This is a genomic window from Pseudoalteromonas sp. SG45-5, from assembly GCF_014164085.1.
GTDB lineage: Bacteria > Pseudomonadota > Gammaproteobacteria > Enterobacterales > Alteromonadaceae > Pseudoalteromonas > Pseudoalteromonas aliena.
Genome location: NZ_JACJEM010000068.1, coordinates 1 through 21,546, shown reverse-complemented (window position 1 = coordinate 21,546; position 21,546 = coordinate 1). Strand labels below are relative to the sequence as shown.

The following is a 21,546-nucleotide window of genomic DNA, read 5'->3' as shown; positions in this document are numbered from 1 at the left end:
GAAAAAATAATTCAGTTCTAGGCGTAAATTGATGTAAATGGTTGTTCCCTTTGCGAAATTTACAACAAAGAAATGGGTTGTTTTAGCAAGTAAAATAGATCAGCTATTTATTGGAATTGGTATTAACTTTTACTGTAGGCGTACAGCTTGCTGGCGCGACGAGTAAAACCCGTGCTTTGGTATGGGTTAATATATTGAAAGCTATCGCTTTTCACGCGAGTAAGCTCGGCGTCTACAAGAAATATTACACTCTGTGCTTAACTTTTACTGTAGGCGTACAGCTTGCTGGCGCGACGAGCGAAGCTCGTAATAATTACCTTTACAAACTTATCTATTAAAGCGTTAAAAACCTACTTGCTTAATTATCCGACTAAGCGTAAAATGCGCGCTCATTTCGGCTTTTAAACTATTAATTCCTTGCCTTAAACCGACCGGCCGAAACGGTAGAAGGCTCTATTAACCGTAAGGAATATCCATGCGTCATTACGAAATCGTATTCATGGTTCACCCAGATCAGAGTGAGCAAGTTGCTGGTATGATCGAACGTTATACTGGTTCTATCACTGAAGCAAATGGTGTTATTCACCGTCTTGAAGATTGGGGCCGTCGTCAATTGGCTTACCCAATTAACAAGCTTCATAAAGCTCATTATGTTCTTATGAACGTTGAAGCACCTACTGAAGTAATCAGCGAGCTAGAAACTACTTTCCGCTACAACGATGCAGTGCTTCGTAACTTAGTTATCCGCACTAAAACTGCTGTAACTGAAGCGTCTCCTCTTGCAAGAGAAGAGAAGAAAGAAGCACCAGCTGCTTAATTGTTTTGAGTCCTAGCATGGCGTTTAACTGGCGGTAAATATAAATGGTTAGCCCTTTTATGAATCAGCTGGTTATATCTGGGGTAGTTTGTAAAACTCCCAAGTTTAGCCAAAGCCCTGCTGGCATCCCGCATTGTATTTTTGTTGTAGAACATAAATCAATGCAAACCGAAGCAGACCTTAACCGTAATAGTTACGTTAGGCTTCAGGTAGTTGCCAGTGGAAAGCAAATGCAACAACAGACTCAACATTTGCACGTTGGGCAGGCATTGCAAGTGAGTGGTTTTTTAAATCGCCACGAAGGTCGTAACGGCCTTAGCCAATTGGTTTTGCATGCTCAGCATATAGAAAGAATTATTTGAGGAATTAATCTCATGGCACGTTATTTCAGACGTCGTAAGTTCTGCCGCTTTAAAGCGGAAGGCGTAAAACAAATCGATTACAAAGATCTAGCTACTCTTAGAAACTATGTTACAGAAAGTGGCAAAATCGTACCTAGCCGTATCACAGGTACTAGCGCTAAATTTCAGCGCCAGCTAGCAACTGCTATTAAGCGTGCTCGCTACTTAGCCCTTCTTCCATACACTGACTTACATAAGTAAGCAGCGGATTAACAGTTTTTAAAAGGTGTAGAAACATGCAAGTTATTCTACTAGATAAGATCGCTAACCTAGGTAGCCTAGGTGAACAGGTTGTAGTTAAATCTGGTTTCGCACGTAACTTCCTTTTCCCACAAGGTAAGGCAGTTCCTGCGACTAAAGCTAACATTGAAACGTTTGACGCTCGTCGTGCAGAACTTGAAGCGAAAATCGCTGACCAGTTAGTTGCTGCACAAGCACGCGCTGAAAAACTAGAAGCATTAGCAGAAGTTACATTAGTATCTAAAGCTGGTGACGAAGGTAAGTTATTCGGTTCAATCGGTACTCGTGACATCGCTGACGCTATCTCAGCTGTTGGTGTTGAAGTTGCTAAGTCAGAAGTTCGTTTACCTTTAGGCACTATCCGTGACACTGGTGAATTTGACGTATCAATTTCAGTTCACTCAGACGTAACGGCTACTATTAAAGTAATCGTAATTGCTGAAGCTTAATTTTTAATTAAGCGATAAAAGCCGTGCTATTAGCACGGCTTTTTTGTGTCTGTAATTTGGCTAACTTCATTAGTTAAGGGCACAGTTCAATAAAACCATCTACAAATCTCATTTTACTTCAATTATTTTTTCATTCCCTTTAAACCTTTTCGAGCTGTTATTACGTCTAACTTATCAATACACTAACTCAATAATAATAATTAAAAGGCGACATCACGGATGTTACACGTTAAACCCGAACAAACGCCTTTATGCGAAACTACACTCATTGAGCGTGTTAAGTCGGGTGACCAAGTGGCATACGCTACTATTTATGAGCTGCATATAAAACGCGTATACGGTTTATGTTTGCGTTTATTGGCCGATGAAGCACATGCTGAAGATGCAGCTCAAGAAGTGTTTGTACAGGTATGGCACAAAATAGCGCAGTTTGACGGGCGCTCGCAGTTTTCTACTTGGCTTTACAGTGTTGCCAGTAACGTGGCGATTAATTATTTACGCAAGCAAAAAAACTGGTTACAAAAAGTAGTAAGTATTGAGCACAGCGGTATGGATGAACGCTCGGCTAACGACTGCAAAGGCTTAAATGGTCTCGATAAGTTAATAGTAAGGCTTCCTGAGCGAGCACGTATGGTATTTGTGTTGTTTGCAATTGAAGGTTATAGGCACGAAGAGATAGCCGAACAATTAGGCATGGCCGTTGGTTCAAGTAAATCGCAATATCATCGAGCTAGGCAGTTATTACAAGAGTGGTATGAAAATGAATAAACCAAATTTTGACGACTATTTAAACAATTCATTAAACGCCCTTGATAAAGATATCGTGCCTCCCAAAAACTTGTGGACGGGGGTTGAGCGAGCGATTGTTAATAACAAATCTATACAAAAAAATACTAGAGTTTGGCCAAAGCTAACAGCAATAGCTGCATGTTTGATTGCTGGGTTAGTAGCACTAAACATGTTTGTTATGAACTCAGAGCCACAGCCAGTCATGGTGATGAGTGATTATTTTACACAGCAAAAGCAAAGCTTACTTGTGCAATATAAAAACCAAGAGGCACTAACCACCAATTGGCAGGCGCAATTGCAAGAACTAGAAGAAGCAGAGCAGGCAATAAAGGAAGCGCTTGAAAATGAACCACAAAATCGAGCGCTACTAACAATGTTAGCGCAAATATATCAACAACAACTTAGTTTAATAAACAAAGTGCATGCACCACATTGGCAGCATATTTAGGAGAATAACATGAAAGCGATTTTATTAGGATTGAGCTTATTACCACTTGTAGCATTTGCCGGTGAAAAAATAGATAAGCAAATGGAGGTGCCAAATAAAGGTCTTATTTTTATTGAAAACCAACGTGGTGATATAAGTATAACTGGTTGGGATAAAAACGAATTTAAAGTATCTGGCGTGCTTGATGATAAAGCACAGGGGTATGAGCTTAAAACGAGTGGCAACAAAACTCAGTTTATTGTAAAAATACCGCATACAACAAGTTGGGATAACAATGACGGTGGTTCAAAACTGACTATTTTTATGCCAAAAAGCAGCGCGCTTGAGTTTGCTGGTGTAAATGTATCTGTAACTGCAAAAGAGCTGCACAACGGCGTTGAGGTTGATGTAGTTAATGGTGAAATAACAGCAAGCGATTTAGTCGGTAATATTAAACTCACTAGTGTTAATGGTGATGTAAACGCACAAAACCTCAATGGTAATATTCAATTTGAAACTGTAAATGGCGAAATTAATGATAAACAGTCAAGCGGAGAATTACGTTTTAGCGCTGTAAATGGCGATATTAAATCAAACTCAATTGCAACTGATGTACGTCTTGAAAACGTAAATGGCGATATAAAATTTACTCTATCGAGTATTAAAAATTTACGTATTAATACCGTAAATGGTGAAGCTGAAGTGCGCATTAAAGATCTTTTAAAGGGGGGCGATGTTCGTTTTGAGTCGGTAAGTGGCGACGCGGAATTTTTCTTCCCTGCTGATATATCGGCTAAGTTTGAAATTGAAGCTCATGCCAATGGCAAAATAATAAATGAGCTTAGCGGTGATAAAGTTCAAAAAGCTAAATATGGGCCTGCTAGCGATTTAGAATTTAGCATTAATGGTGGTAATGCTAACGTTGAAATGGATACGATTAGCGGACGAATCGAACTTAGAAAGAAATAACACTTATTCCTTTCTCGATTACAAAAAGCAGGAAAAGATTTCCTGCTTTTCTATTTGCACAGCCCCTGCAAGTCGATAGAATAGAGCCATTCAATTTTAGTACCGTGAAGTTATGGCCAAACCAGATAAGCAAGTCGACACTCTTAAAGTTCCTCCCCATTCAATAGAAGCTGAACAATCTGTTTTAGGTGGCTTAATGCTTGATAATCAAGCTTTTGATCGCGTAGCTGAGCTTGTTGTATCACAGGATTTTTATACACGCACGCACAAGTTAATTTTTGAGGCGATGACGGCACTTGCTGAAATTGGCGATCCGATAGATTTAATCACTATTTCTGAAAGTTTAGAAAAAAATAATAAACTGGCAGGCATTGGTGGCTTTGCTTATTTAGCCGAAATTGCTAAAAATACGCCAAGTGCTGCTAACATTGACGCTTACGCAAGTATTGTACGCGAACGGGCTGTTGTACGTGAAATGATTGGCGTAGCGAACGAAATTGCAGAGGCGGGTTTTAATACAGAAGGGCGTACTAGTCACGACTTACTTGATTTTGCTGAAAGCAAAGTATTTAAAATTGCCGAGCAACGTACAAAAAGTACGGAAGGCCCACAAAGTATTCATAACATCCTTGAAAAAACCGTTGATAAAATAGAAGAGCTTTATCAATCTCCACAGGATGGTGTTACGGGTGTAAGTACAGGGTATGCCGATCTTGATAAAATGACGACGGGCTTACAGCCATCCGATTTAATTATCGTTGCAGCGCGTCCTTCAATGGGTAAAACCACCTTTGCGATGAACCTTGCGGAACATGCTGCAATGACTCAAGACAAACCTGTGCTAATTTACTCGCTAGAGATGCCGTCAGAACAAATTATGATGAGGATGTTAGCGTCTCTTGGCCGTATTAACCAAACTAAAGTACGTACAGGTCAATTAGATGATGACGATTGGGCGCGGCTTTCATCAACCATGGGTTTGTTGATGGAAAAAGGCAAAATGTATGTTGATGATGCGTCGGGCTTAACACCTACCGATGTTCGCTCTCGTGCAAGGCGTATTGCCCGCGACCACGGCGGCATTAGTATGATCATGGTCGATTACTTGCAGCTAATGCGTGTACCAAGTCTTGCTGATAATCGAACGCTCGAAATTGCCGAAATTTCGCGTTCACTTAAAGCATTAGCAAAAGAGCTAAAATGTCCTGTTGTTGCGCTTTCGCAGCTTAACCGAACGCTAGAGCAACGTGCCGATAAACGCCCAATTAACTCAGATTTACGTGAGTCGGGGTCGATAGAGCAGGATGCCGATTTAATCATGTTTATTTACCGCGATGAAGTTTATAACGAAGACAGTACCGATAAAGGTATTGCTGAAATTATCATAGGTAAACAACGTAACGGGCCAATTGGTAAAGTACGTTTAACATTCCAAGGTCAATTTTCTCGCTTTGATAACTATGCGGGACCAGCGGTAGATGACGATTACTAATGCGCTTAGCCACTGCTGAAATTAATTTAGCTGCACTTGCGCATAATTTAGCGCAAGTTAAGTGTTTTGCACCTAACAGCAAAGTAATGGCGGTGCTAAAAGCAAACGCTTATGGGCATGGTTTAGTAACGATTGCGCAGCATTTAAATAATGCTGACGCATTTGCTGTGGCGCGTATTGATGAAGGGCTTGCCCTTCGAGCTGGGGGCTTAACAAAGCCAATAGTTTTACTCGAAGGCTTTTTTAACAAAGCTGACTTACCTATTTTACTCGCTAATAACTTTCAAACTATTATTCATGATGAATACCAATTAGCCGCGCTTGAAAAAGCAAAGCTCGATGCGCCAATAACATGCTGGTTAAAAGTAAATACAGGTATGCATCGACTAGGTATTGCGCCAGAGCAGTTTGAAGCGTTTTATAACCGCTTACAAAAAACACCTAACGCTAAAAATACGGTTAATTTAATGACCCACTTTTCGTGTGCTGATGATGTTGATAATGCTAAAACGGTTCAACAAATCACGTTATTTGATAACTTAGTGAGTGGCATTAACCAAGCGCATTGTTTATCAAATTCTGCTGGTATTATTGCATGGCCAAGCGGTCATGGTGATTGGGTACGTCCAGGGCTTATGCTCTATGGTGTATCGCCAATGGCAAATAGCATTGGGCAACAACACAAATTAAAACCAGTTATGCGCTTAACTACGCGCGTAATTGCAGTACGAAATGTGCCTGCTAATGAGGCGGTAGGGTATGGGGGTCGTTGGAAAAGCGATAAACCAACCAAGTTAGCCGTTGTTGCTATGGGCTATGGTGATGGTTATCCACGGCATGCTAAAGAGGGCACGCCAGTTATAATAGGTAAGCAACGTTATGGCATTGTGGGTAGTGTAGCTATGGACATGATTAGCGTAGATATAGGTGCTAATGAGCACAATATTAAAGTAGGCGACAGAGTCACTATGTGGGGCCCAGAGCTACCGGTAGAAGAAATAGCAATGTGCGCTGATACTATCCCTTACGAGCTATTATGTAATATTACACCGCGCGTAAGTTATGAGTATCAGCGTTAATACAGCTAACTAAGTTAGTTGTATTACGATATTTACTCCTTTATAAAGTAAATATCGCTAAAGCCCATACGGGCAAATTCTTGGTCGCGAAAGTTACGCACAGAAGCAGACCCTTTTGAGGTCATTTCTATTTGCTGTACCATGCTCAAGTAACTAGTCAGATCAATACCTTCGGCAGCAGCAATTGCTTCATACATGTCATGGTATTTATCTTTAGCGAAATTAATTTCGCGCGGTTCGTTTTTAAATTTATAGGTTATTCTACGTGCCATATTAAGCTCATTTCAATTGAGTGTTGCAGCGATTTTACACTGTATTTAATAGCGGCTCTAGCATTGAATGACGTGTTGTAATCGGTAATAATACCAATTTTATTAAAAACATGATCATTCTAGCGAATTAAATAACTCACTAACGACGTTAAAAATTATTTATATAGAACAACTATGTATCATAATTTTAGCCTTGTTATTGTGCTATTTTCTTATCGCTATAATAGACCACTAATTTAATGCAATTGGTAATTAAAATAAAGAGTCAAAAATGAAATTATCAGTAGAGATCAGCAAATACCCACTCCATCAAGATTACATTCCGTTTATTAAAGGCTTTATTGACCGATTAAACGAATATGATGATTTAAAAGTGATCACAAATACACTCTCGACTCAAATTTTTGGTGATTACGATTTAGTAATGCAAGTACTTAGCACCGAAATTAAGCGCTCGTATGAAGAGTTTGGTAAAGCTATTTTTGTATGCAAGTTTCTTTCTGGCGATTTATCGCCTGAATAATTTATAACAAATGGCACAATTAAACGGTAACTGCACACTATGGATTTTTTAACACAAACCTTAAGTGGTTTTACAGCAATGTCGCACTGGGAATATATTGCGGTAGGGCTATCGATAGCCTATTTACTACTGGCAATAAAAGAAAGCCTGTGGTGCTGGCCGGCTGCATTTTTTAGCACACTTATTTATACTATTATGTACTGGAATGGCGCGCTATTAATGGAGTCGCTACTTAATTTCTACTATATGTATATGGCTGTATTTGGCTGGATTGTGTGGCGAAGAGGCAAAGCCGAAAATCTAAATATTACATCATGGTCGATAAATCGCCATGCTGTTCTAATTAGCTCAACAACCGTGGCCGCAATTGTAATTGGCTACATAATGCAAAACTATACTCATGCCGACTTTGCCTATCTTGATAGTTTTACAACGTGTTTTGCAGTAGTTACTACTTACTTAGTGGCTAAAAAAGTGCTAGAAAACTGGCTGTACTGGATTGTAATAGATGCCGCTTCTATGTATTTATATTACGAGAAAGGCTATTACCCAACGCTAGCACTCTTTATATTTTATACCATTATGGCAGCGTGGGGCTTTAAAACTTGGTACGAAGAGTACGAACAAAGCCAAGCTAAGCCTCTAGCACAGCTTTAATCAATGATTGAGCATCATCAATTAGTAAAAATGTGTAGTGCGTTTATAGAGCCTGCAAGCGTTATTTCAAGTGATCGATTGCTGAATGGCTTTAGCAACGATAATTTTTTAATACGTACCAAGCAACAAGGGTATTTATTAAAGTGTTATAAAAGCCATTGGCCAGCCATAGGGCTTGAAGCACAGCGTTTTTTAAGTGAGTTTAATATATGTCCTGCGCCTGTTTGGCTCGATAAAAAGAATAGCCGTGCGGTATTTAATTATATTGAAGGTAATACATCGCAATCGGGTATAACGCTTAGCTTTATTAATAAACTTGCTCAAGTGCATAACTACAATGTGTCTACCGCGCCAATTGATATAGCTAAAGAGCTTCATTTTTATCAAAGCAGTGATGTATATACGCAATATAAACCTCAAATAGAGCAGGCACTTAAAGCAGTTGCAGCCATGCAATTTGATGAAGGCTTTTGTCATAACGACTTAGTAAAAGATAACATTATTGTAAATGCTTCTGGCATGTATTTAATTGATTTTGAATACGCAAAAACTAACGATGTATATTTCGATCTGGCATCACTTGCCATTAGTTTTAATTTAAGTGAGCAGAATGAACGTGCGTTATTAGCAGATTACGAAAATTGCACCGCGAGGAAAAATAAATTCACTCAATCTATCGATAAGCTTAATTGCTATAAGTTATTGTATTTAGTGTTGTGCATAGGATGGTATGAGCAGCGCGCTATAAAAAACAAGTCAGTTGAGTTACGCGCGCAGCTAAATAAAATAACAACACTTATGGTGTCTTAAAGACCGCCAAAACGTGCTGCTAATTCTTTATATTTCGCAACTTCGTTTGCGTCAAATTGCGGTTCACCGTCTTCATCTTGTGATTTAGCAATTAATAAACTTTCTCGAGTAAGGCGTTTTACTCGCTCTACTTTTACACCCAAAAACTCTGCAACTTGCTCAGTTGACATTAAACTCATAATTACTTCCTCGTCTTAATTTTAGAACCTAGTTGTATATCATAGTGAATTTGTTACTAAGTCGTTACTGTTTTTTTATAATATTATAATAAAATAGCGCGTTTTTGCCTCTTTATTAAGTATTTTATTTATAATAGTTTGATTTATGAGCATTAAAGTTAAATGCACTAGTATTTAGCGGAAGATATCTTTATCATTATGCATGCTAAAGCACTGATATCGCGAGTTGGTGTGGCGGCAACAAATGTGCTCTCGTGGTGAAATGGATATCACGTGGCCCTCCGGAGGCTGAGTTGTAGGTTCGATCCCTACCGAGAGCGCCATTTGCTTTGTATCCCTTGCCAATTATATTTCCAAGATCTTATTTAAAATACTCGTCATATTAATAATCCTTTTTAGTCATATGTTATTGAGAATAACTCAAAGAGTAGACTTTTAGGGTTAAATAATGATATTTAAGGTGCATATTCCTTAAATTTAGAAACCCCCACTTTTATGCTGATCACCTTACCCATATCAGAGATTACTCCCGGCATGTATGTTGATAGTGTTGCAAAGCAAAATGAAGGGATTGATAGCATAAAAATTAAGACAAGTGGATTAGTACGAAGTCGCTCTATTATTGATCGCTTGGTGGCTGAAGGGGTCTTAGAGCTCATTATCGACTTTGAAAAAGGCGATGCAGCAATACCTGTTAAGTACAAGCCGAAAGTAGAGCCTAAAGTTGTTGAAAGTAAAAAGGCGAAAGAGGCAGAGGAGGCTGATAATTTACAGTCGGGCGTAACCGTAAAACAAGAGTTTGCCAAGGCAAGTGTTAATTACGATCAACATAATAGAAAGCTACAAGCTTTGTATGGGGATTTAACTTCAGGTTTAACACTTAACTTGAATATGCTCGATGAAATAGTAACAGAAATAGTCGCCTCAGTTTTTCGTAATCCAAATGCTATGACGATTCTTACACGTATTAAAGATAAGCATAGCTACAACTGGCGACACATGATCAACTGCGCTATTTTTACGGCTGTATTTGCAAAGTATTTAGGGTATGAAGAGTCGTTAGTGCAAGAATTTGCAATGGGGGCATTATTGCACGATTTGGGTCATGCTAAATTACCTCAAGGTATATTTTCAAAACCAACTCCAGTTACAAAAAATGAGCTTACAGTAATTAAAAAGCATGTTTCGCAAAGCTTAGGTTTAGTTAAGGGAGTTAAAGGAATAACGCCACTGATGCTTGATATGATAATAAATCACCATGAGCGTTTAGATGGGTCTGGTTATCCTCGTGCTATTAAAGCTGAAAACCTAAGTCGCCCTGCGCGTATTATGGCGATTGTCGATGTGTATGATGCAATGACTGCCGATCGACATCATCAAGACGGGGATGAACCTATTAATGCTCTGCGTTATCTGCTGGCTAACAAGCAGATGTTTGATGCCGAATTAGTGCAGCACTTTATTAAGTGCTTAGGGGTGCATCCAGTGGGTACTATTGTGAAGCTTACAAATGAACGATTGGCGTTGGTGTTAGAGGGTAATAAATCGAATCCAATTAAGCCGAAAGTAAAACTGTTCTACAATGCAAAGCATAATCATCATGTTACCCCTAAAGATATTGATTTAAGTGATAACACTCAAGATCTTAAAATTTTAGCCAGTGTTAAACCATTAGACTATAAAATTAACTTATCTCGTTTGTTAAAAGAGCACTTGCTTGAGTAGTCTTTTTACATTGCTTATATTGATATTGTTTACTTGAAATAAATGCGCCTAAGAAACAGCTTCCCATAAGTATTAACCACAATAAAGTTCCCCATTCTACATGTAACGCTAAGCAGCATAGTGCAAGAGAAATTAATGCGCTAAACATAGCGCCTACCCAATAATGATTTACCGGATTATCACATTGACCTGCACGCGTGCAGGCACAGTAATTTGCTTTATAAAAACAAAACACACTTACACCGCAAAAAATAAGGCCACCTATAATGAGTGAAATGATCACGATTTTATTTCCTTTGCGATTTTTAAAGGAGTGTAAATTGCAATAGATTTCAAGTCAATCTAAATGATAATTAGTTACATTTAGAGCTTATACTCTAATAGCACATTTCTCATCCGATGAGTTTTAATAAGTTGTTATAATGTCGTTAAAAATCATGTTTTTTGATGTTTTGTGACGTGTTACTAGGGTTTTTTACAAAAAATTAAGGTAGTGTACTCGGGTTTTAAATCTTAATAACAACACACATAGCTACCCAAACAGTTCGTTTGGTTAAGGACACAACAATGAAATTTACTAAAACTTTAATTGCAGCATCGCTGGCATTTGTTTCGGCAGATACATTTGCTGCCGCATTCCAACTTGCAGAACATAATGCATCAGGTCTAGGGCGCGCATATGCAGGTGAAGCCTCTATTGCAGATGATGCGTCTGTAGTTGCTCGTAACCCAGCGCTAATGACATTATTCAAAAACAAGCAATTCAGTGTTGCAGCGATTGGGGTTATCCCTGATGTAAGCCTTGAAGGAACTGGTACAAACAACGGTTTACAAGCCAGTGTATTAGATGAAGATAGCATTGTGCCAAGTGCGATTGTTCCTGCAGGTTACTTTACGATGCCAGTTAACGATAAAGTATCTGTTGGTTTTGGTGTTTTTTCTAATTTTGGTCTAGCGACTGAATTTGATAACGATTATGCAGCAGGCCAAATTGCAGGTGAAACTGAAATTTTAACTGTTAACATGAATGCCAGCGTTGCTTACAAAGTAAGTGAACAGTTTAGTTTTGGTGTTGGCTTAAACGCCGTTTACGCTGAAGCAAAAATTATTCGTAAGTTTGGTGCTTCTCCATTACCGATCCCTGCTTCAGCTGATGCTGTAAATCTTGAAGGTGATGATGTGGGCTACGGTTTAAATATTGGCTTAATGTATCAATTAGATGAAAATAGCCGTTTTGGTTTTAACTACCGTACAGAAACAGATATTACTTTTGAAGGCGATTACTCTAATGAGCTTCCTTCAGCATTTATCCCTGGTGGCTTAGATGGAAAGTTAGTACTACCTGGCTCTGTTGAAATTACACTACCTGCAATCGCTGAGTTCTCTGGTTCACACCAACTTGATGACAAATTAGGCCTTCACTACAGTGTATTATGGACAGGCTGGAGCAGCTTTGATTCATTAGAAGCACAAGTAACATCACCAACAGGTAATAAGTTTAGTGCATTTGAAAAAACAGAAGATTTTTCTGATTCAATGCGTTATTCAATTGGCTCAGACTATCAGTTGAATGAAAATATATTACTACGTGCAGGTGTTGCATTTGATGAGTCGCCTGTATCACAAACACACTTATCAATCTCGATTCCAGATACTGATCGTTTTTGGTTCTCGTTTGGTGGTAATTACACAATCGATAAAAATTCAAATGTCGATTTAGGTGTGAGCGTACTTCGTGGTAAAACACAAAACTTCACTGAAGAAGATAAGCTGGGTTCTGAGTGGTCTTTTGAATCAAAAGGTCATGCAGTGCTAATTGGTGCTCAGTACAACTACAAATTTTAATGTAGAAGTGTCTTGTGGTTAATCACAGGGCACAAAAAAGCCGCTCACTTCATTAAAGTGAGCGGCTTTTTTAATGCCTATTAAATGATGTTAATAGGCATTTTATGAAAGTTTATAAACTTTCTATTTTAGTTTTTTGCTCAAGTAGCTTAGTTTTAGCATCGCTAAACTCAGCCAGTTTTGCATTTTCTTTAGCAAGCACTGCTTCAGGTGCGTTGTTTACAAACTTTTCGTTAGCGAGTTTGTTTTGCACTTGTGCTAGGCCTTTTTCGGCTTTTTCGAGTTGCTTATTAATACGCGAAAGCTCGGCTTCTACGTCAATTAAGCCAGCCATTGGGATCATAATTTCAAGGTTGCCAACATAAGACGTGGCACATGCTGGTGCATCATCTTTATTTTCAAGCATTGTAAACTCTTCAATTTTTGCAAGTGATGCTAAAAATGATTTGTTTTCTTCAATACGGCGCACGTCGTCGCTTGATGCATTAGCAAGTAATACGCTAAGTGGTTTACTTGGACTAATATCCATTTCACCGCGAATATTACGAATAGCTAAAATGAATTGTTTAACCCATTCTAAGTCTTCCATCGCTTTAGCATCAACGCTTGCTTCATTATATACAGGGAACGGCTGAACCATAATACTGGTGCCTGCTGTTTCAAGGCCAGCAAGTGGTGCAACACGTTGCCAAATAGTTTCAGTGATGTATGGCATCATTGGGTGCATTAAACGCAGTAAGCTTTCAAGTACGGTAATAAGTGTATTACGTGTACCACGTTGCTGTGCCTCAGAACCTTTAAACAATACTGGTTTAGTAAGCTCTAAGTACCAATCACAGAACTGGTTCCAAGTGAATTCGTAAAGCGTATTAGCGGCTAAGTCAAAGCGGTAGTTATCTAGGTGTTCTGTGTAGGTTTTAACGGTTGCTTCATATTGACCTAAAATCCAGCGGTCAGCTAATGAAAGCTCTGTTTGAGCACCGTTTGCAAAACCACAATCTTGCTCTTCTGTGTTCATTAATACGTAACGGCTCGCGTTCCATAATTTGTTACAGAAGTTACGGTAACCTTCAAGGCGGTTCATATCCCAGTTAATATCACGACCGGTAGATGCCATTGCAGCAAGGGTAAAGCGAAGGGCGTCGGTGCCGTGTGCTTCAATACCGCCTGCAAATACTTTACGCGTATCTTTTTCGATTTTAGCGGCAAGTTTTGGCTGCATCATATTACCAGTACGTTTTTGTACTAGGTCTTCAAGCTCAATGCCGTCAATCATGTCTAGTGGGTCAAGTACGTTACCTTTTGACTTAGACATTTTATCGCCATTGTCGTCACGTATTAAGCCAGTTACATACACGGTTTTAAACGGAACTTGTGGTTTGCCATTTTCGTCTTTTACAAAGTGCAGCGTCATCATAATCATGCGCGCAACCCAGAAGAAAATAATATCAAAACCAGTTACCAACACGTCAGACGGGTGGAAAGTTTTTAAATCATCGGTGTTTTCTGGCCAACCTTGTGTAGAGAACGTCCAAAGCGCTGATGAGAACCACGTATCAAGTACGTCTTCGTCTTGGCTTAACGTTACGCTGTCTGCAATGTTGTTTTCACGGCGTACTTCAGCTTCGTCGCGACCAACAAATACGTTGCCTTCATTGTCGTACCAAGCTGGGATGCGGTGACCCCACCAAAGCTGGCGTGATATACACCAATCTTGTACGTCGTTCATCCACGAGAAGTACATGTTTTCGTATTGCTTAGGTACAAATTGAATATCGCCATTTTTAACTGCGTCTTTTGCAGGTTCAGCAAGTGGTGCAACACGTACGTACCATTGATCAGTAAGTAGTGGCTCAATTACCACACCAGAGCGGTCGCCGTAAGGAACCGTTAAACCATGATCTTCAATTTTTTCAAGTAGGCCAAGTTCTTCAAATTCAGCCACAATTGCTTTTCGCGCAGCAAAACGATCAAGCCCATGTAAGCGCTCAGGAATCGGTGCATCAAACTCAAGCTCTTTACCGTCAAAGGTGTATGTTTCACCTTGGGTAAGAATAGCCGCGTCTTTATCGAAAATGTTGATCATCGGCATTTGATGACGCTTGCCTACTTCGTTATCGTTAAAGTCGTGCGCTGGCGTTATTTTTACACAGCCCGTGCCTTTGTCTTTATCGGCATGTTCATCAGCAACTATTTTAATACGACGATTAACGATGGGTAATAAAATGTCTTTACCGATTAAATCAGTATAGCGCTCGTCATCTGGGTTTACTGCAACACCCGAGTCACCCAGCATAGTTTCTGGGCGAGTTGTTGCTACTACAATGTAGTCTTTACCGTCTTGTGTTGTTACGCCGTCGGCCAGTGGGTAACGTAAGTTCCACATGTGGCCTTGTTTATCTTTGTTTTCAACTTCAAGATCAGAAATAGCAGTGTGTAATTTAGGATCCCAGTTTACTAGGCGTTTGCCTCGATAAATTAGATTTTCTTTATGGAGGCGTACAAACACTTCTTTAACGGCTTCAGATAAACCATCATCCATTGTAAAACGTTCACGATCCCAATCAACCGATGCGCCAAGGCGACGAAGTTGTTTAGTGATAGTGCCGCCTGATTCTTTTTTCCATTCCCAGATTTTATTAATAAAATCTTCACGGCCCAAATCGTGGCGTGTTTTACCTTCTTCAGCATGCAGTTTACGCTCAACCAACATTTGCGTTGCAATACCTGCGTGGTCAGTACCTACTTGCCATAATGTGTTGTTACCTTGCATACGTTTAAAACGCGTTAGGGTATCCATTATTGTATCTTGGAAGGCGTGGCCCATGTGTAAGCTACCAGTGACATTTGGCGGCGGGATCATAATTGAATATGGGGTGCCTTGGCCAGATGGCTTAAAGTAGCCTTTTTGTTCCCAGTCTTGGTATAGAGACTGTTCAATATCTTGCGGATTGTAGGTTTTATCCATTACACAGAACCTTAAATAAGTACTTAAATTAGTTGGTTAGCTATTTAACTAAAGGTGTTTTAGTTATTAATATCTTGCGTGGTGATATTGGCACCGAGTTGGCGCAGCTTTTTAAAGCGCTCGCGAGCAGCTTGCTTAGCAACGGGTTCTACGGGTACAAAATCAAAAACTTGGTTAAATCGACGGATAAAATCCGGTAAGTTATTAGCCAAATTAATTAAAACTTTACGATTACCAACAGGAGGTGTGATGCCAATTTCTACCGGCGCGCCGCCTTTAGGGCCTTCGCCTTGCAGGTTGTGAGGCACAAAACTGTCGGGATCGAATGCCCAAATTATTTCATCAATGGCACAAGCGGTCTCGTTGTTATCTACACAAATAAATACACGTTGACCATTTCGATACTGTTCGGCTGCAATTTGTGCTGCCAATGCAAAATGATCACCTGGCTTTGCCAACGATTCATCTTGCTGTTTTAGAACGAAAAATTTAGCGTTCATGTTCATTGTATCGGGGTTTCCCATCACATTAAATGCGCACTAAGTTGATACACATAAATTAAGAGGCAGATTTTGCCATATAACGCGTTTTGCTTCAATTAATACACAAATAAATAAGGCGCCAAACGGCGCCTTATAAACAGCTTTAAAGTTAAATGTTCACTTTAATCTTGAGCGGCTTCGCTCACACCTGCTCTATTTAATAAATACTGAGTAAGCATAGGGACAGGGCGGCCGGTAGCACCTTTTTTAGCACCACTTTTCCATGCTGTACCGGCTACATCTAAATGCGCCCAGTTGTACTTTTTAGTAAACTTAGATAAAAAACATGCCGCAGTAATAGTGCCTGCAGAGCGTCCACCTAAGTTAGTAAAGTCAGCAAATGGGCTGTCTAGTTGATCTTGATAATCATCCCACAGCGGTAACTGCCACGCACGGTCGCCACTTTGCTCAGAGGCTTTTAATAAGTCGTGTGCCAGAGGGTTATGATTTGACAGCAAACCCGTTGCATGCGCGCCAAGGGCTACAATACATGCACCTGTAAGCGTTGCTACATCAATTACAGTATCTGGGTCAAAGCGTTCAACGTACGTTAACGCATCACATAACACTAAACGGCCTTCGGCATCGGTGTTTAACACTTCAACCGTTTGCCCTGACATAGTTGTTAAAATATCACCAGGACGATAAGCATTTGGGCCAGGCATGTTTTCACAACCCGCTAAAATACCTATCACATTAATAGGTAATTGCATTTGTGCTAATGCGCGCATTGCACCAATAACACCTGCAGCGCCACCCATGTCATATTTCATTTCGTCCATGCCTTCGCCAGGTTTTAATGAAATACCGCCTGAGTCGAACGTTAAACCCTTACCAACAAGAACAATAGGCGCTTGATCGTCGGCTGCGCCTTTATAGTTAATAATTGACATAACTGATTCGTTAACGCTGCCACGACCAACAGCTAGGTATGAGTTCATACCTAGTTCTGCCATTTGCTCTTCACCTATAAGATCAACAGTAATGTTGTCAAAATTGCTTGCCAGCTCTTGTGCTTGCTCGCCTAAATACGCAGGATTACAAATGTTTGGTGGCATGTTAGCTACGTCTTTACATAACTTGCTACCTGCAGCAATAGCTAAGCCATGCTCAATCGCACTTTCACCAATAGTTAGTTCGCGACGCGTTGGCACGTTAAATACAATTTTACGTAATGGACGGCGAGGATCTACTTTTTTGCTTTTTAACTGGTTAAACGTATATAAACAATCTTGTGTAGTTTCTACCGCTTGGCGTACTTTCCAGTATGTATCGCGACCTTTAACATGCTGCTCTGTTAAAAAGCATACCGCTTCCATCGAGCCGGTATCATTTAAAGTATTTATTGTTTTAGAAATAATTTGTTTATATTGTTTGTCGTCAAGTTCGCGCTCTTTACCACAGCCTACAAGCAGTATGCGCTCGCTTAATACGTTAGGTACATGATGCAATAATAAAACTTGACCTGGTTTACCTTCTAAATCGCCACGGCGAAGTAAATTTGAGATATAACCATCACTGATTTTATCGAGTTGTTCACCAATGGGGGATAACCTACGTGGCTCGTAAACGCCAACCACAATACATGCGCTACGTTGTTTTTCTGGGCTACCACTTTTTACGCTAAATTCCATTGTTACTCCTGGTTTTGAGTCAATTAAGCTATTAAATAGGGGCTAAAAAAGATTTTTAGTTTAATAACTATAATATTAGCCGATTTTGCTAGACTCTTACTGTGTAATTGAACTTTATATGCTTAAGGGCTACTAATGCAACATTATATCGTGCACTTAGGTAGGATAATTATTTTTGATGGCTTATAATAATAGCCTATTTGCCAGTACCAACTGCGTAAAATAGCTATTTTACGATTCAACACTCACTATTGTAGTGAAATTTCATGTTTAACAGGGGCGAGCATTGCTAATTTTCCGTTATTTGACCGCTGAGGTTTTAAAATCGCAGGTCGCCGTATTTTTAACTTTAATGACAATATTTTTGTCGCAAAAGTTAGTTGTTATTTTAGGTGATGCCTCCGAGGGCAGTATCCCCGCCAAATTAGTCTTGTCGATGATTGCTCTGAAATTACCGCAATTAGCATCTTTAATACTTCCGCTGAGTATATTTTTAGGCATTATTTTGGCTTACAGCCGCATTTATGCAGATAGCGAAATGACTGTACTTAAAGCCTGCGGCGTAAGTGAGTGGTACGTTGTACGCGTAACACTTATATCAAGTGCTGGGTTGGCATTTTTAGCCGCAGCACTCACTATGTATATAGCACCATGGGCAAGTGAACAAGAGTATCAATTAAAAGAACAAGCTAAAGCCGATGCTGGTTTGTCTGCGCTCAGGGCCGGGCGATTTCAAGAAACCGGCAACGAAAAAGCTGTGGTGTTTATTCACAACATTGAAAATGGCGGTAAAGAATTAAACAAAGTATTTGTAGCGCAATTACCTAATAACGAAAAAGACGACTTAGCGCGCCTAGTATACGCAGAGCAAGGTGTTGTAGTCGAGGCATTAAGTGGCGAGCAACAACTGGTACTTACTGATGGTAAACGATACGAAACTGATGGCTCAACGCCAGCGCTTAACTTAACTGAATTTGACGGGTACAGTGTGCAAATCCGCGAGCAAGAAATAGAGCATCAACGCCGTAAACTAGAAGCAGTACCTACCAATCAATTACTCAAAATCAATACACCCGAATCGATTGCGCAGTGGCAATGGCGACTAGCTATCCCTCTTTCTATTCCATTGCTCACTTTGCTAGCTGTACCACTGAGTGTGGTGAACCCTAGACAAGGTAAGTTTGCCAAGTTGGTGCCGGCTATTGGTTTGTATTTAGGGTATTTTATTTTACTTAATGCGGGGAAGTTTGCTGTTGAAGATGGAAAAATTCCTCCCTCAATTGGCTTATGGTGGATCCACTTAAGTGCCCTGTTCATTGGCGGACTGTTAATTATCAAAGGGCGGCCGCTTGGTGCTTGGCTCAAAGCTGTTGTAATTAAACGGGAGCTAGGTTCATGATGAAAACGCTTGATTGGTACTTAGGTCGCAGTATTTTACAAACAACAGGCTTTGCTTTATTGGTCTTGGCTGGTATTAGCACCCTTATCAAATTCATCGAACAGTTAAAGTCGGTAGGGCGTGGAAGTTATGATTTAATGACTGCAATGCTTTATACCATCTATACCATTCCTGGTGATTTAGTTGTTTTTTTCCCGATGGCAGCACTCATAGGTGGCTTAACAGGACTAGGGGCTCTTGCTTCTAATAGTGAGCTGGTGGTTATGCAAGCTGCAGGCATGTCGCGCTTTCAAATTATTGTATCTGTGATGAAAACCGCCGTTTTTATGGCTATTTGTATGATGGCGCTTGGTGAGTGGGGCGCTCCCGAAGCACAGTTACATGCAAAAGAAATGCGCAATCACGCAATTCATGGTGGTGACGTATTTAATGCGCAAAAAGGTGTATGGGCTAAAGATGGTAATAACTTCATTAATATAGAAGATGTTGACCAAAACGGAATGCTGCACGGTGTGCATATGTATCACTTTAATAAGTCGTTAGACCTAACTCAGATAACAAAAGCTAACAATGCGGTCAGCAGAAATGAAGGTTGGTTACTACGTGATATAAACAAGGTGATAATAACGGATGAACAGATCACGACGGAACAAGTTGCTGAAGAGTTTTACGCTTCACAATTAACCGCCGAAAAATTAGGGGTTGTATCGGTAAAACCTGAATCGTTATCGTTTTCTGGTTTATGGTCGTATTTAGGTTATTTAAAACAGAATGAGCAAGATACAAGTACTTATGAACTAGCGCTTTGGCGTAAGCTTATGCAGCCAATATCTATAGCTGTAATGTTGCTTGTAGCACTGTCGTTTATATTTGGTCCACTGCGCACGGTTACCATGGGGGCTCGTATCATTATGGGAGTTGTAACTGGTATTGTATTTCATTTAACAAATGAAATATTTGGGCCTGTGGTAATGGTTTATCAAATTCCTGCTTTTGTGGGGGCCGTATTGCCAAGTATCATATTTATAGGTTTTGCAACTTACTTAATGAATAAACGAGTCTAATGTTTGATATATAGCAGAGCATTTCGCCTAAACAAAACAAGCGTGACCAAATCAAATTGTCACGCTTTTTAATATTTGTCTAACCCCACTGTTGAGATTAATCAAGCTCTCGATAAATACGTTTGTTCTCTTCTTTTGTTAATGCAATAACTTCAGTTTTAGATACGTAGTCTTGTAATGCTTTTTTATTTTTTAAATCAACTAACACGACTAAATTACCCAAACCAAGCAACGAGCTTACGCAGCGAACAATTGCTTGAGGCCAGCTAATAAGATTACCTTCGAGCGTTTGTACTTTTAAACGCCATGCACGCATTCCAATAGTTTGGCCGCTTTTAGTCCAAAAATATGCAAAAAAGAAAACGTTAATACCTACAAATAGCGCACTTCTAATTCCGTATAGCAGTGGCGAGTCTTGGATAAAAGCAGCAGGATCATCCGTCTGAGCAATAAAGTCTAAAGCAATTAAGCCTTGAATTACCGCAAAGTAAAGTATAGCCGTAAGCATAGATAAGGAAATTACAACTAAAGCGTCATAAATCAAAGACGCAAAACGCCGCCAAAAACTTGCACGAGAAAACTCACCTGACATAAATACACTCTCACTATTAATATGCGCGCTAGTTTAGCAAATAAGCTCATAAATACTAGGATCTATAGACGTTGCAGTAACACCTGTGCGTATGCTTATCTTTAAATGTTAATGATTGCTCAAATGTTAAGCGGTTGATTGTCGTAATGCGATAAAACGCTTGCTGCCAACCTTATTGTTTGTATAATGCTTGGCATAGAGATGAAGGCAAATAAATAATCCTTAGCTCTAAAGTGGTTTTTCTTTATCTTCTACTACTTAGAAGTTCAAAGAAAAATTATGCCAGCGTGATGAAATTGGTAGACATGGGGGATTCAAAATCCCCTTCCGAAAGGAGTGGCGGTTCGAGTCCGCCCGCTGGTACCACTTTTTATAACCCCGACCAAATTGGTCGGGGTTTTTTTATGTCTGAAATTTGGGTTTTATTTTTAACTCACTATAAACGGATTTTTTTATAGGTATTTTCATTTTTATTATTGTCCCCGATCGTATCATCAAAATATTAGCAGCCTTTGCTTTTAAATGGGCTCAAATAGAATAATAGTATTTAACCTGAACTCTGGTTAAGAGATTTACTAACATATTGAACCATAATGATATTTAAATTTATTTTTCTCTAGCTAGAGATTCTCAGTGAAAACAAGGCGAATTTACGCGTCAATAGCTAGCCTAT

The 21,546-nt window shown here is 39.6% G+C and carries 23 protein-coding genes and 2 tRNA genes; 18 read left to right on the top strand and 7 right to left on the bottom strand.

The features are described from left to right. Positions 1–475 precede the first annotated feature (475 nt). The 9 genes from rpsF to alr all read left to right on the top strand — a co-directional run bounded on the left by rpsF (position 476) and on the right by alr (position 6,663). A complete protein-coding gene (gene rpsF / locus H5119_RS17865) occupies positions 476–817 on the top strand; it encodes a 30S ribosomal protein S6 (protein ID WP_077537049.1) in 342 nt (113 codons plus the stop codon). Between the two features lie 44 nt (positions 818–861). Then, positions 862–1,179, top strand: a complete 318-nt coding sequence (priB, locus tag H5119_RS17860; protein WP_033015549.1) for a primosomal replication protein N — start codon at positions 862–864, stop codon at positions 1,177–1,179. Positions 1,180–1,191: 12 nt separating this feature from the next. Then, a complete protein-coding gene (rpsR, locus tag H5119_RS17855; protein ID WP_007378475.1) occupies positions 1,192–1,419 on the top strand; it encodes a 30S ribosomal protein S18 in 228 nt (75 codons plus the stop codon). Positions 1,420–1,454: 35 nt separating this feature from the next. Beyond that, positions 1,455–1,907: a 50S ribosomal protein L9 gene (gene rplI, locus H5119_RS17850; RefSeq protein WP_138585464.1), complete on the top strand. Its 453-nt coding sequence runs from the start codon at positions 1,455–1,457 to the stop codon at positions 1,905–1,907. A gap of 219 nt (positions 1,908–2,126) precedes the next feature. After that, positions 2,127–2,675, top strand: coding sequence for an RNA polymerase sigma factor (locus tag H5119_RS17845; protein ID WP_138585463.1), 549 nt, complete (start codon positions 2,127–2,129; stop codon positions 2,673–2,675). Then, positions 2,662–3,144: a hypothetical protein gene (locus tag H5119_RS17840; protein WP_182703181.1), complete on the top strand. Its 483-nt coding sequence runs from the start codon at positions 2,662–2,664 to the stop codon at positions 3,142–3,144. Before H5119_RS17845 ends, H5119_RS17840 begins: the two co-directional genes overlap by 14 nt. Positions 3,145–3,153: 9 nt before the next feature. After that, positions 3,154–4,092 carry a DUF4097 family beta strand repeat-containing protein gene (locus H5119_RS17835; protein ID WP_182703180.1) on the top strand — a complete coding sequence of 313 codons (939 nt, stop codon included), beginning with the start codon at positions 3,154–3,156 and terminating at the stop codon, positions 4,090–4,092. 112 nt (positions 4,093–4,204) lie between these two features. Next, positions 4,205–5,584, top strand: coding sequence for a replicative DNA helicase (gene dnaB / locus H5119_RS17830; RefSeq protein WP_077537054.1), 1,380 nt, complete (start codon positions 4,205–4,207; stop codon positions 5,582–5,584). Further along, positions 5,584–6,663 (top strand): alanine racemase, encoded by a 1,080-nt coding sequence (gene alr, locus H5119_RS17825; RefSeq protein WP_077537055.1) that lies wholly within the window; start codon positions 5,584–5,586, stop codon positions 6,661–6,663. The genes dnaB and alr overlap by 1 nt, the downstream gene beginning before the upstream one ends. A gap of 32 nt (positions 6,664–6,695) precedes the next feature. Here alr and H5119_RS17820 read toward each other — a convergent pair whose 3' ends face one another. Continuing rightward, positions 6,696–6,935 carry a DUF2960 domain-containing protein gene (locus H5119_RS17820; protein WP_077537056.1) on the bottom strand — a complete coding sequence of 80 codons (240 nt, stop codon included), beginning with the start codon at positions 6,933–6,935 and terminating at the stop codon, positions 6,696–6,698. 271 nt (positions 6,936–7,206) lie between these two features. On the opposite strand from H5119_RS17820, the gene H5119_RS17815 reads away from it, so the two are divergent. Genes H5119_RS17815 through H5119_RS17805 form a run of 3 tightly spaced genes read left to right on the top strand, consistent with a single transcriptional unit; the run spans position 7,207 to position 8,925 of the window. After that, positions 7,207–7,458, top strand: coding sequence for a hypothetical protein (locus tag H5119_RS17815; RefSeq protein ID WP_077537057.1), 252 nt, complete (start codon positions 7,207–7,209; stop codon positions 7,456–7,458). 39 nt (positions 7,459–7,497) lie between these two features. Next, positions 7,498–8,115, top strand: coding sequence for a nicotinamide riboside transporter PnuC (gene pnuC / locus H5119_RS17810; RefSeq protein ID WP_138585458.1), 618 nt, complete (start codon positions 7,498–7,500; stop codon positions 8,113–8,115). A 3-nt stretch (positions 8,116–8,118) separates the two neighbouring features. Next, positions 8,119–8,925 (top strand): phosphotransferase family protein, encoded by an 807-nt coding sequence (locus H5119_RS17805; RefSeq protein ID WP_182703179.1) that lies wholly within the window; start codon positions 8,119–8,121, stop codon positions 8,923–8,925. Here the strand turns inward: H5119_RS17805 and H5119_RS17800 are convergent. Further along, positions 8,922–9,104, bottom strand: coding sequence for a helix-turn-helix domain-containing protein (locus H5119_RS17800; protein WP_077537060.1), 183 nt, complete (start codon positions 9,102–9,104; stop codon positions 8,922–8,924). The genes H5119_RS17805 and H5119_RS17800 overlap by 4 nt on opposite strands. A 248-nt stretch (positions 9,105–9,352) precedes the next feature. Between H5119_RS17800 and H5119_RS17795 the strand changes: the two genes are divergently transcribed. Together H5119_RS17795 and H5119_RS17790 are read left to right on the top strand one after the other, a co-directional pair. Next, positions 9,353–9,427 (top strand) — tRNA-Arg (locus H5119_RS17795). A gap of 172 nt (positions 9,428–9,599) precedes the next feature. Then, complete coding sequence (locus tag H5119_RS17790; RefSeq protein WP_182703178.1) at positions 9,600–10,829, top strand: HD-GYP domain-containing protein; 1,230 nt, start codon at positions 9,600–9,602, stop codon at positions 10,827–10,829. On the opposite strand, the gene H5119_RS17785 is transcribed toward H5119_RS17790, so the two are convergent. Beyond that, complete coding sequence (locus tag H5119_RS17785) at positions 10,789–11,112, bottom strand: hypothetical protein (protein ID WP_077537062.1); 324 nt, start codon at positions 11,110–11,112, stop codon at positions 10,789–10,791. The two genes, H5119_RS17790 and H5119_RS17785, sit on opposite strands and share 41 nt — an antisense overlap. A 284-nt stretch (positions 11,113–11,396) precedes the next feature. On the opposite strand from H5119_RS17785, the gene H5119_RS17780 reads away from it, so the two are divergent. Beyond that, positions 11,397–12,674 carry an outer membrane protein transport protein gene (locus tag H5119_RS17780; protein WP_138585456.1) on the top strand — a complete coding sequence of 426 codons (1,278 nt, stop codon included), beginning with the start codon at positions 11,397–11,399 and terminating at the stop codon, positions 12,672–12,674. A gap of 112 nt (positions 12,675–12,786) precedes the next feature. Here H5119_RS17780 and H5119_RS17775 read toward each other — a convergent pair whose 3' ends face one another. The 3 genes from H5119_RS17775 to pepA form a co-directional block, all read right to left on the bottom strand. Next, positions 12,787–15,642, bottom strand: a complete 2,856-nt coding sequence (locus H5119_RS17775) for a valine--tRNA ligase (protein WP_182703177.1) — start codon at positions 15,640–15,642, stop codon at positions 12,787–12,789. Between the two features lie 59 nt (positions 15,643–15,701). Beyond that, positions 15,702–16,148: a DNA polymerase III subunit chi gene (locus H5119_RS17770; RefSeq protein WP_138585454.1), complete on the bottom strand. Its 447-nt coding sequence runs from the start codon at positions 16,146–16,148 to the stop codon at positions 15,702–15,704. Between the two features lie 158 nt (positions 16,149–16,306). Continuing rightward, positions 16,307–17,818 (bottom strand): leucyl aminopeptidase, encoded by a 1,512-nt coding sequence (gene pepA, locus H5119_RS17765; RefSeq protein ID WP_182703176.1) that lies wholly within the window; start codon positions 17,816–17,818, stop codon positions 16,307–16,309. Positions 17,819–18,104: 286 nt separating this feature from the next. Here pepA and lptF point away from each other — a divergent pair, with 286 nt between their 5' ends. Both lptF and lptG read left to right on the top strand, forming a co-directional pair. Further along, positions 18,105–19,217 carry an LPS export ABC transporter permease LptF gene (lptF, locus tag H5119_RS17760; protein ID WP_077537066.1) on the top strand — a complete coding sequence of 371 codons (1,113 nt, stop codon included), beginning with the start codon at positions 18,105–18,107 and terminating at the stop codon, positions 19,215–19,217. Beyond that, positions 19,214–20,281, top strand: a complete 1,068-nt coding sequence (lptG, locus tag H5119_RS17755; protein WP_077537067.1) for an LPS export ABC transporter permease LptG — start codon at positions 19,214–19,216, stop codon at positions 20,279–20,281. Before lptF ends, lptG begins: the two co-directional genes overlap by 4 nt. Positions 20,282–20,378: 97 nt before the next feature. Here lptG and H5119_RS17750 read toward each other — a convergent pair whose 3' ends face one another. Then, positions 20,379–20,873 carry an RDD family protein gene (locus H5119_RS17750; protein ID WP_077537068.1) on the bottom strand — a complete coding sequence of 165 codons (495 nt, stop codon included), beginning with the start codon at positions 20,871–20,873 and terminating at the stop codon, positions 20,379–20,381. 281 nt (positions 20,874–21,154) lie between these two features. Here H5119_RS17750 and H5119_RS17745 point away from each other — a divergent pair. Next, positions 21,155–21,239: transfer RNA gene (locus H5119_RS17745), tRNA-Leu, on the top strand. The last annotated feature ends 307 nt before the right edge of the window (positions 21,240–21,546 follow it).

Excerpts from the sequence above, each read along its gene's own strand:
- H5119_RS17845 (WP_138585463.1), top strand. The coding sequence starts at position 2,127 with ATGTTACACGTTAAACCCGAACAAACGCCTTTATGCGAAACTACACTC.
- rpsF (WP_077537049.1), top strand. The coding sequence starts at position 476 with ATGCGTCATTACGAAATCGTATTCATGGTTCACCCAGATCAGAGTGAG.
- H5119_RS17780 (WP_138585456.1), top strand. The coding sequence starts at position 11,397 with ATGAAATTTACTAAAACTTTAATTGCAGCATCGCTGGCATTTGTTTCG.
- H5119_RS17750 (WP_077537068.1), bottom strand. The coding sequence starts at position 20,873 with ATGTCAGGTGAGTTTTCTCGTGCAAGTTTTTGGCGGCGTTTTGCGTCT.
- rpsR (WP_007378475.1), top strand. The coding sequence starts at position 1,192 with ATGGCACGTTATTTCAGACGTCGTAAGTTCTGCCGCTTTAAAGCGGAA.
- dnaB (WP_077537054.1), top strand. The coding sequence starts at position 4,205 with ATGGCCAAACCAGATAAGCAAGTCGACACTCTTAAAGTTCCTCCCCAT.
- pepA (WP_182703176.1), bottom strand. The coding sequence starts at position 17,818 with ATGGAATTTAGCGTAAAAAGTGGTAGCCCAGAAAAACAACGTAGCGCA.
- H5119_RS17770 (WP_138585454.1), bottom strand. The coding sequence starts at position 16,148 with ATGAACATGAACGCTAAATTTTTCGTTCTAAAACAGCAAGATGAATCG.
- lptG (WP_077537067.1), top strand. The coding sequence starts at position 19,214 with ATGATGAAAACGCTTGATTGGTACTTAGGTCGCAGTATTTTACAAACA.
- H5119_RS17775 (WP_182703177.1), bottom strand. The coding sequence starts at position 15,642 with ATGGATAAAACCTACAATCCGCAAGATATTGAACAGTCTCTATACCAA.
- H5119_RS17820 (WP_077537056.1), bottom strand. The coding sequence starts at position 6,935 with ATGGCACGTAGAATAACCTATAAATTTAAAAACGAACCGCGCGAAATT.
- alr (WP_077537055.1), top strand. The coding sequence starts at position 5,584 with ATGCGCTTAGCCACTGCTGAAATTAATTTAGCTGCACTTGCGCATAAT.
- pnuC (WP_138585458.1), top strand. The coding sequence starts at position 7,498 with ATGGATTTTTTAACACAAACCTTAAGTGGTTTTACAGCAATGTCGCAC.
- H5119_RS17815 (WP_077537057.1), top strand. The coding sequence starts at position 7,207 with ATGAAATTATCAGTAGAGATCAGCAAATACCCACTCCATCAAGATTAC.
- H5119_RS17835 (WP_182703180.1), top strand. The coding sequence starts at position 3,154 with ATGAAAGCGATTTTATTAGGATTGAGCTTATTACCACTTGTAGCATTT.
- H5119_RS17805 (WP_182703179.1), top strand. The coding sequence starts at position 8,119 with ATGATTGAGCATCATCAATTAGTAAAAATGTGTAGTGCGTTTATAGAG.
- H5119_RS17790 (WP_182703178.1), top strand. The coding sequence starts at position 9,600 with ATGCTGATCACCTTACCCATATCAGAGATTACTCCCGGCATGTATGTT.
- H5119_RS17840 (WP_182703181.1), top strand. The coding sequence starts at position 2,662 with ATGAAAATGAATAAACCAAATTTTGACGACTATTTAAACAATTCATTA.
- H5119_RS17800 (WP_077537060.1), bottom strand. The coding sequence starts at position 9,104 with ATGAGTTTAATGTCAACTGAGCAAGTTGCAGAGTTTTTGGGTGTAAAA.
- priB (WP_033015549.1), top strand. The coding sequence starts at position 862 with ATGGTTAGCCCTTTTATGAATCAGCTGGTTATATCTGGGGTAGTTTGT.
- rplI (WP_138585464.1), top strand. The coding sequence starts at position 1,455 with ATGCAAGTTATTCTACTAGATAAGATCGCTAACCTAGGTAGCCTAGGT.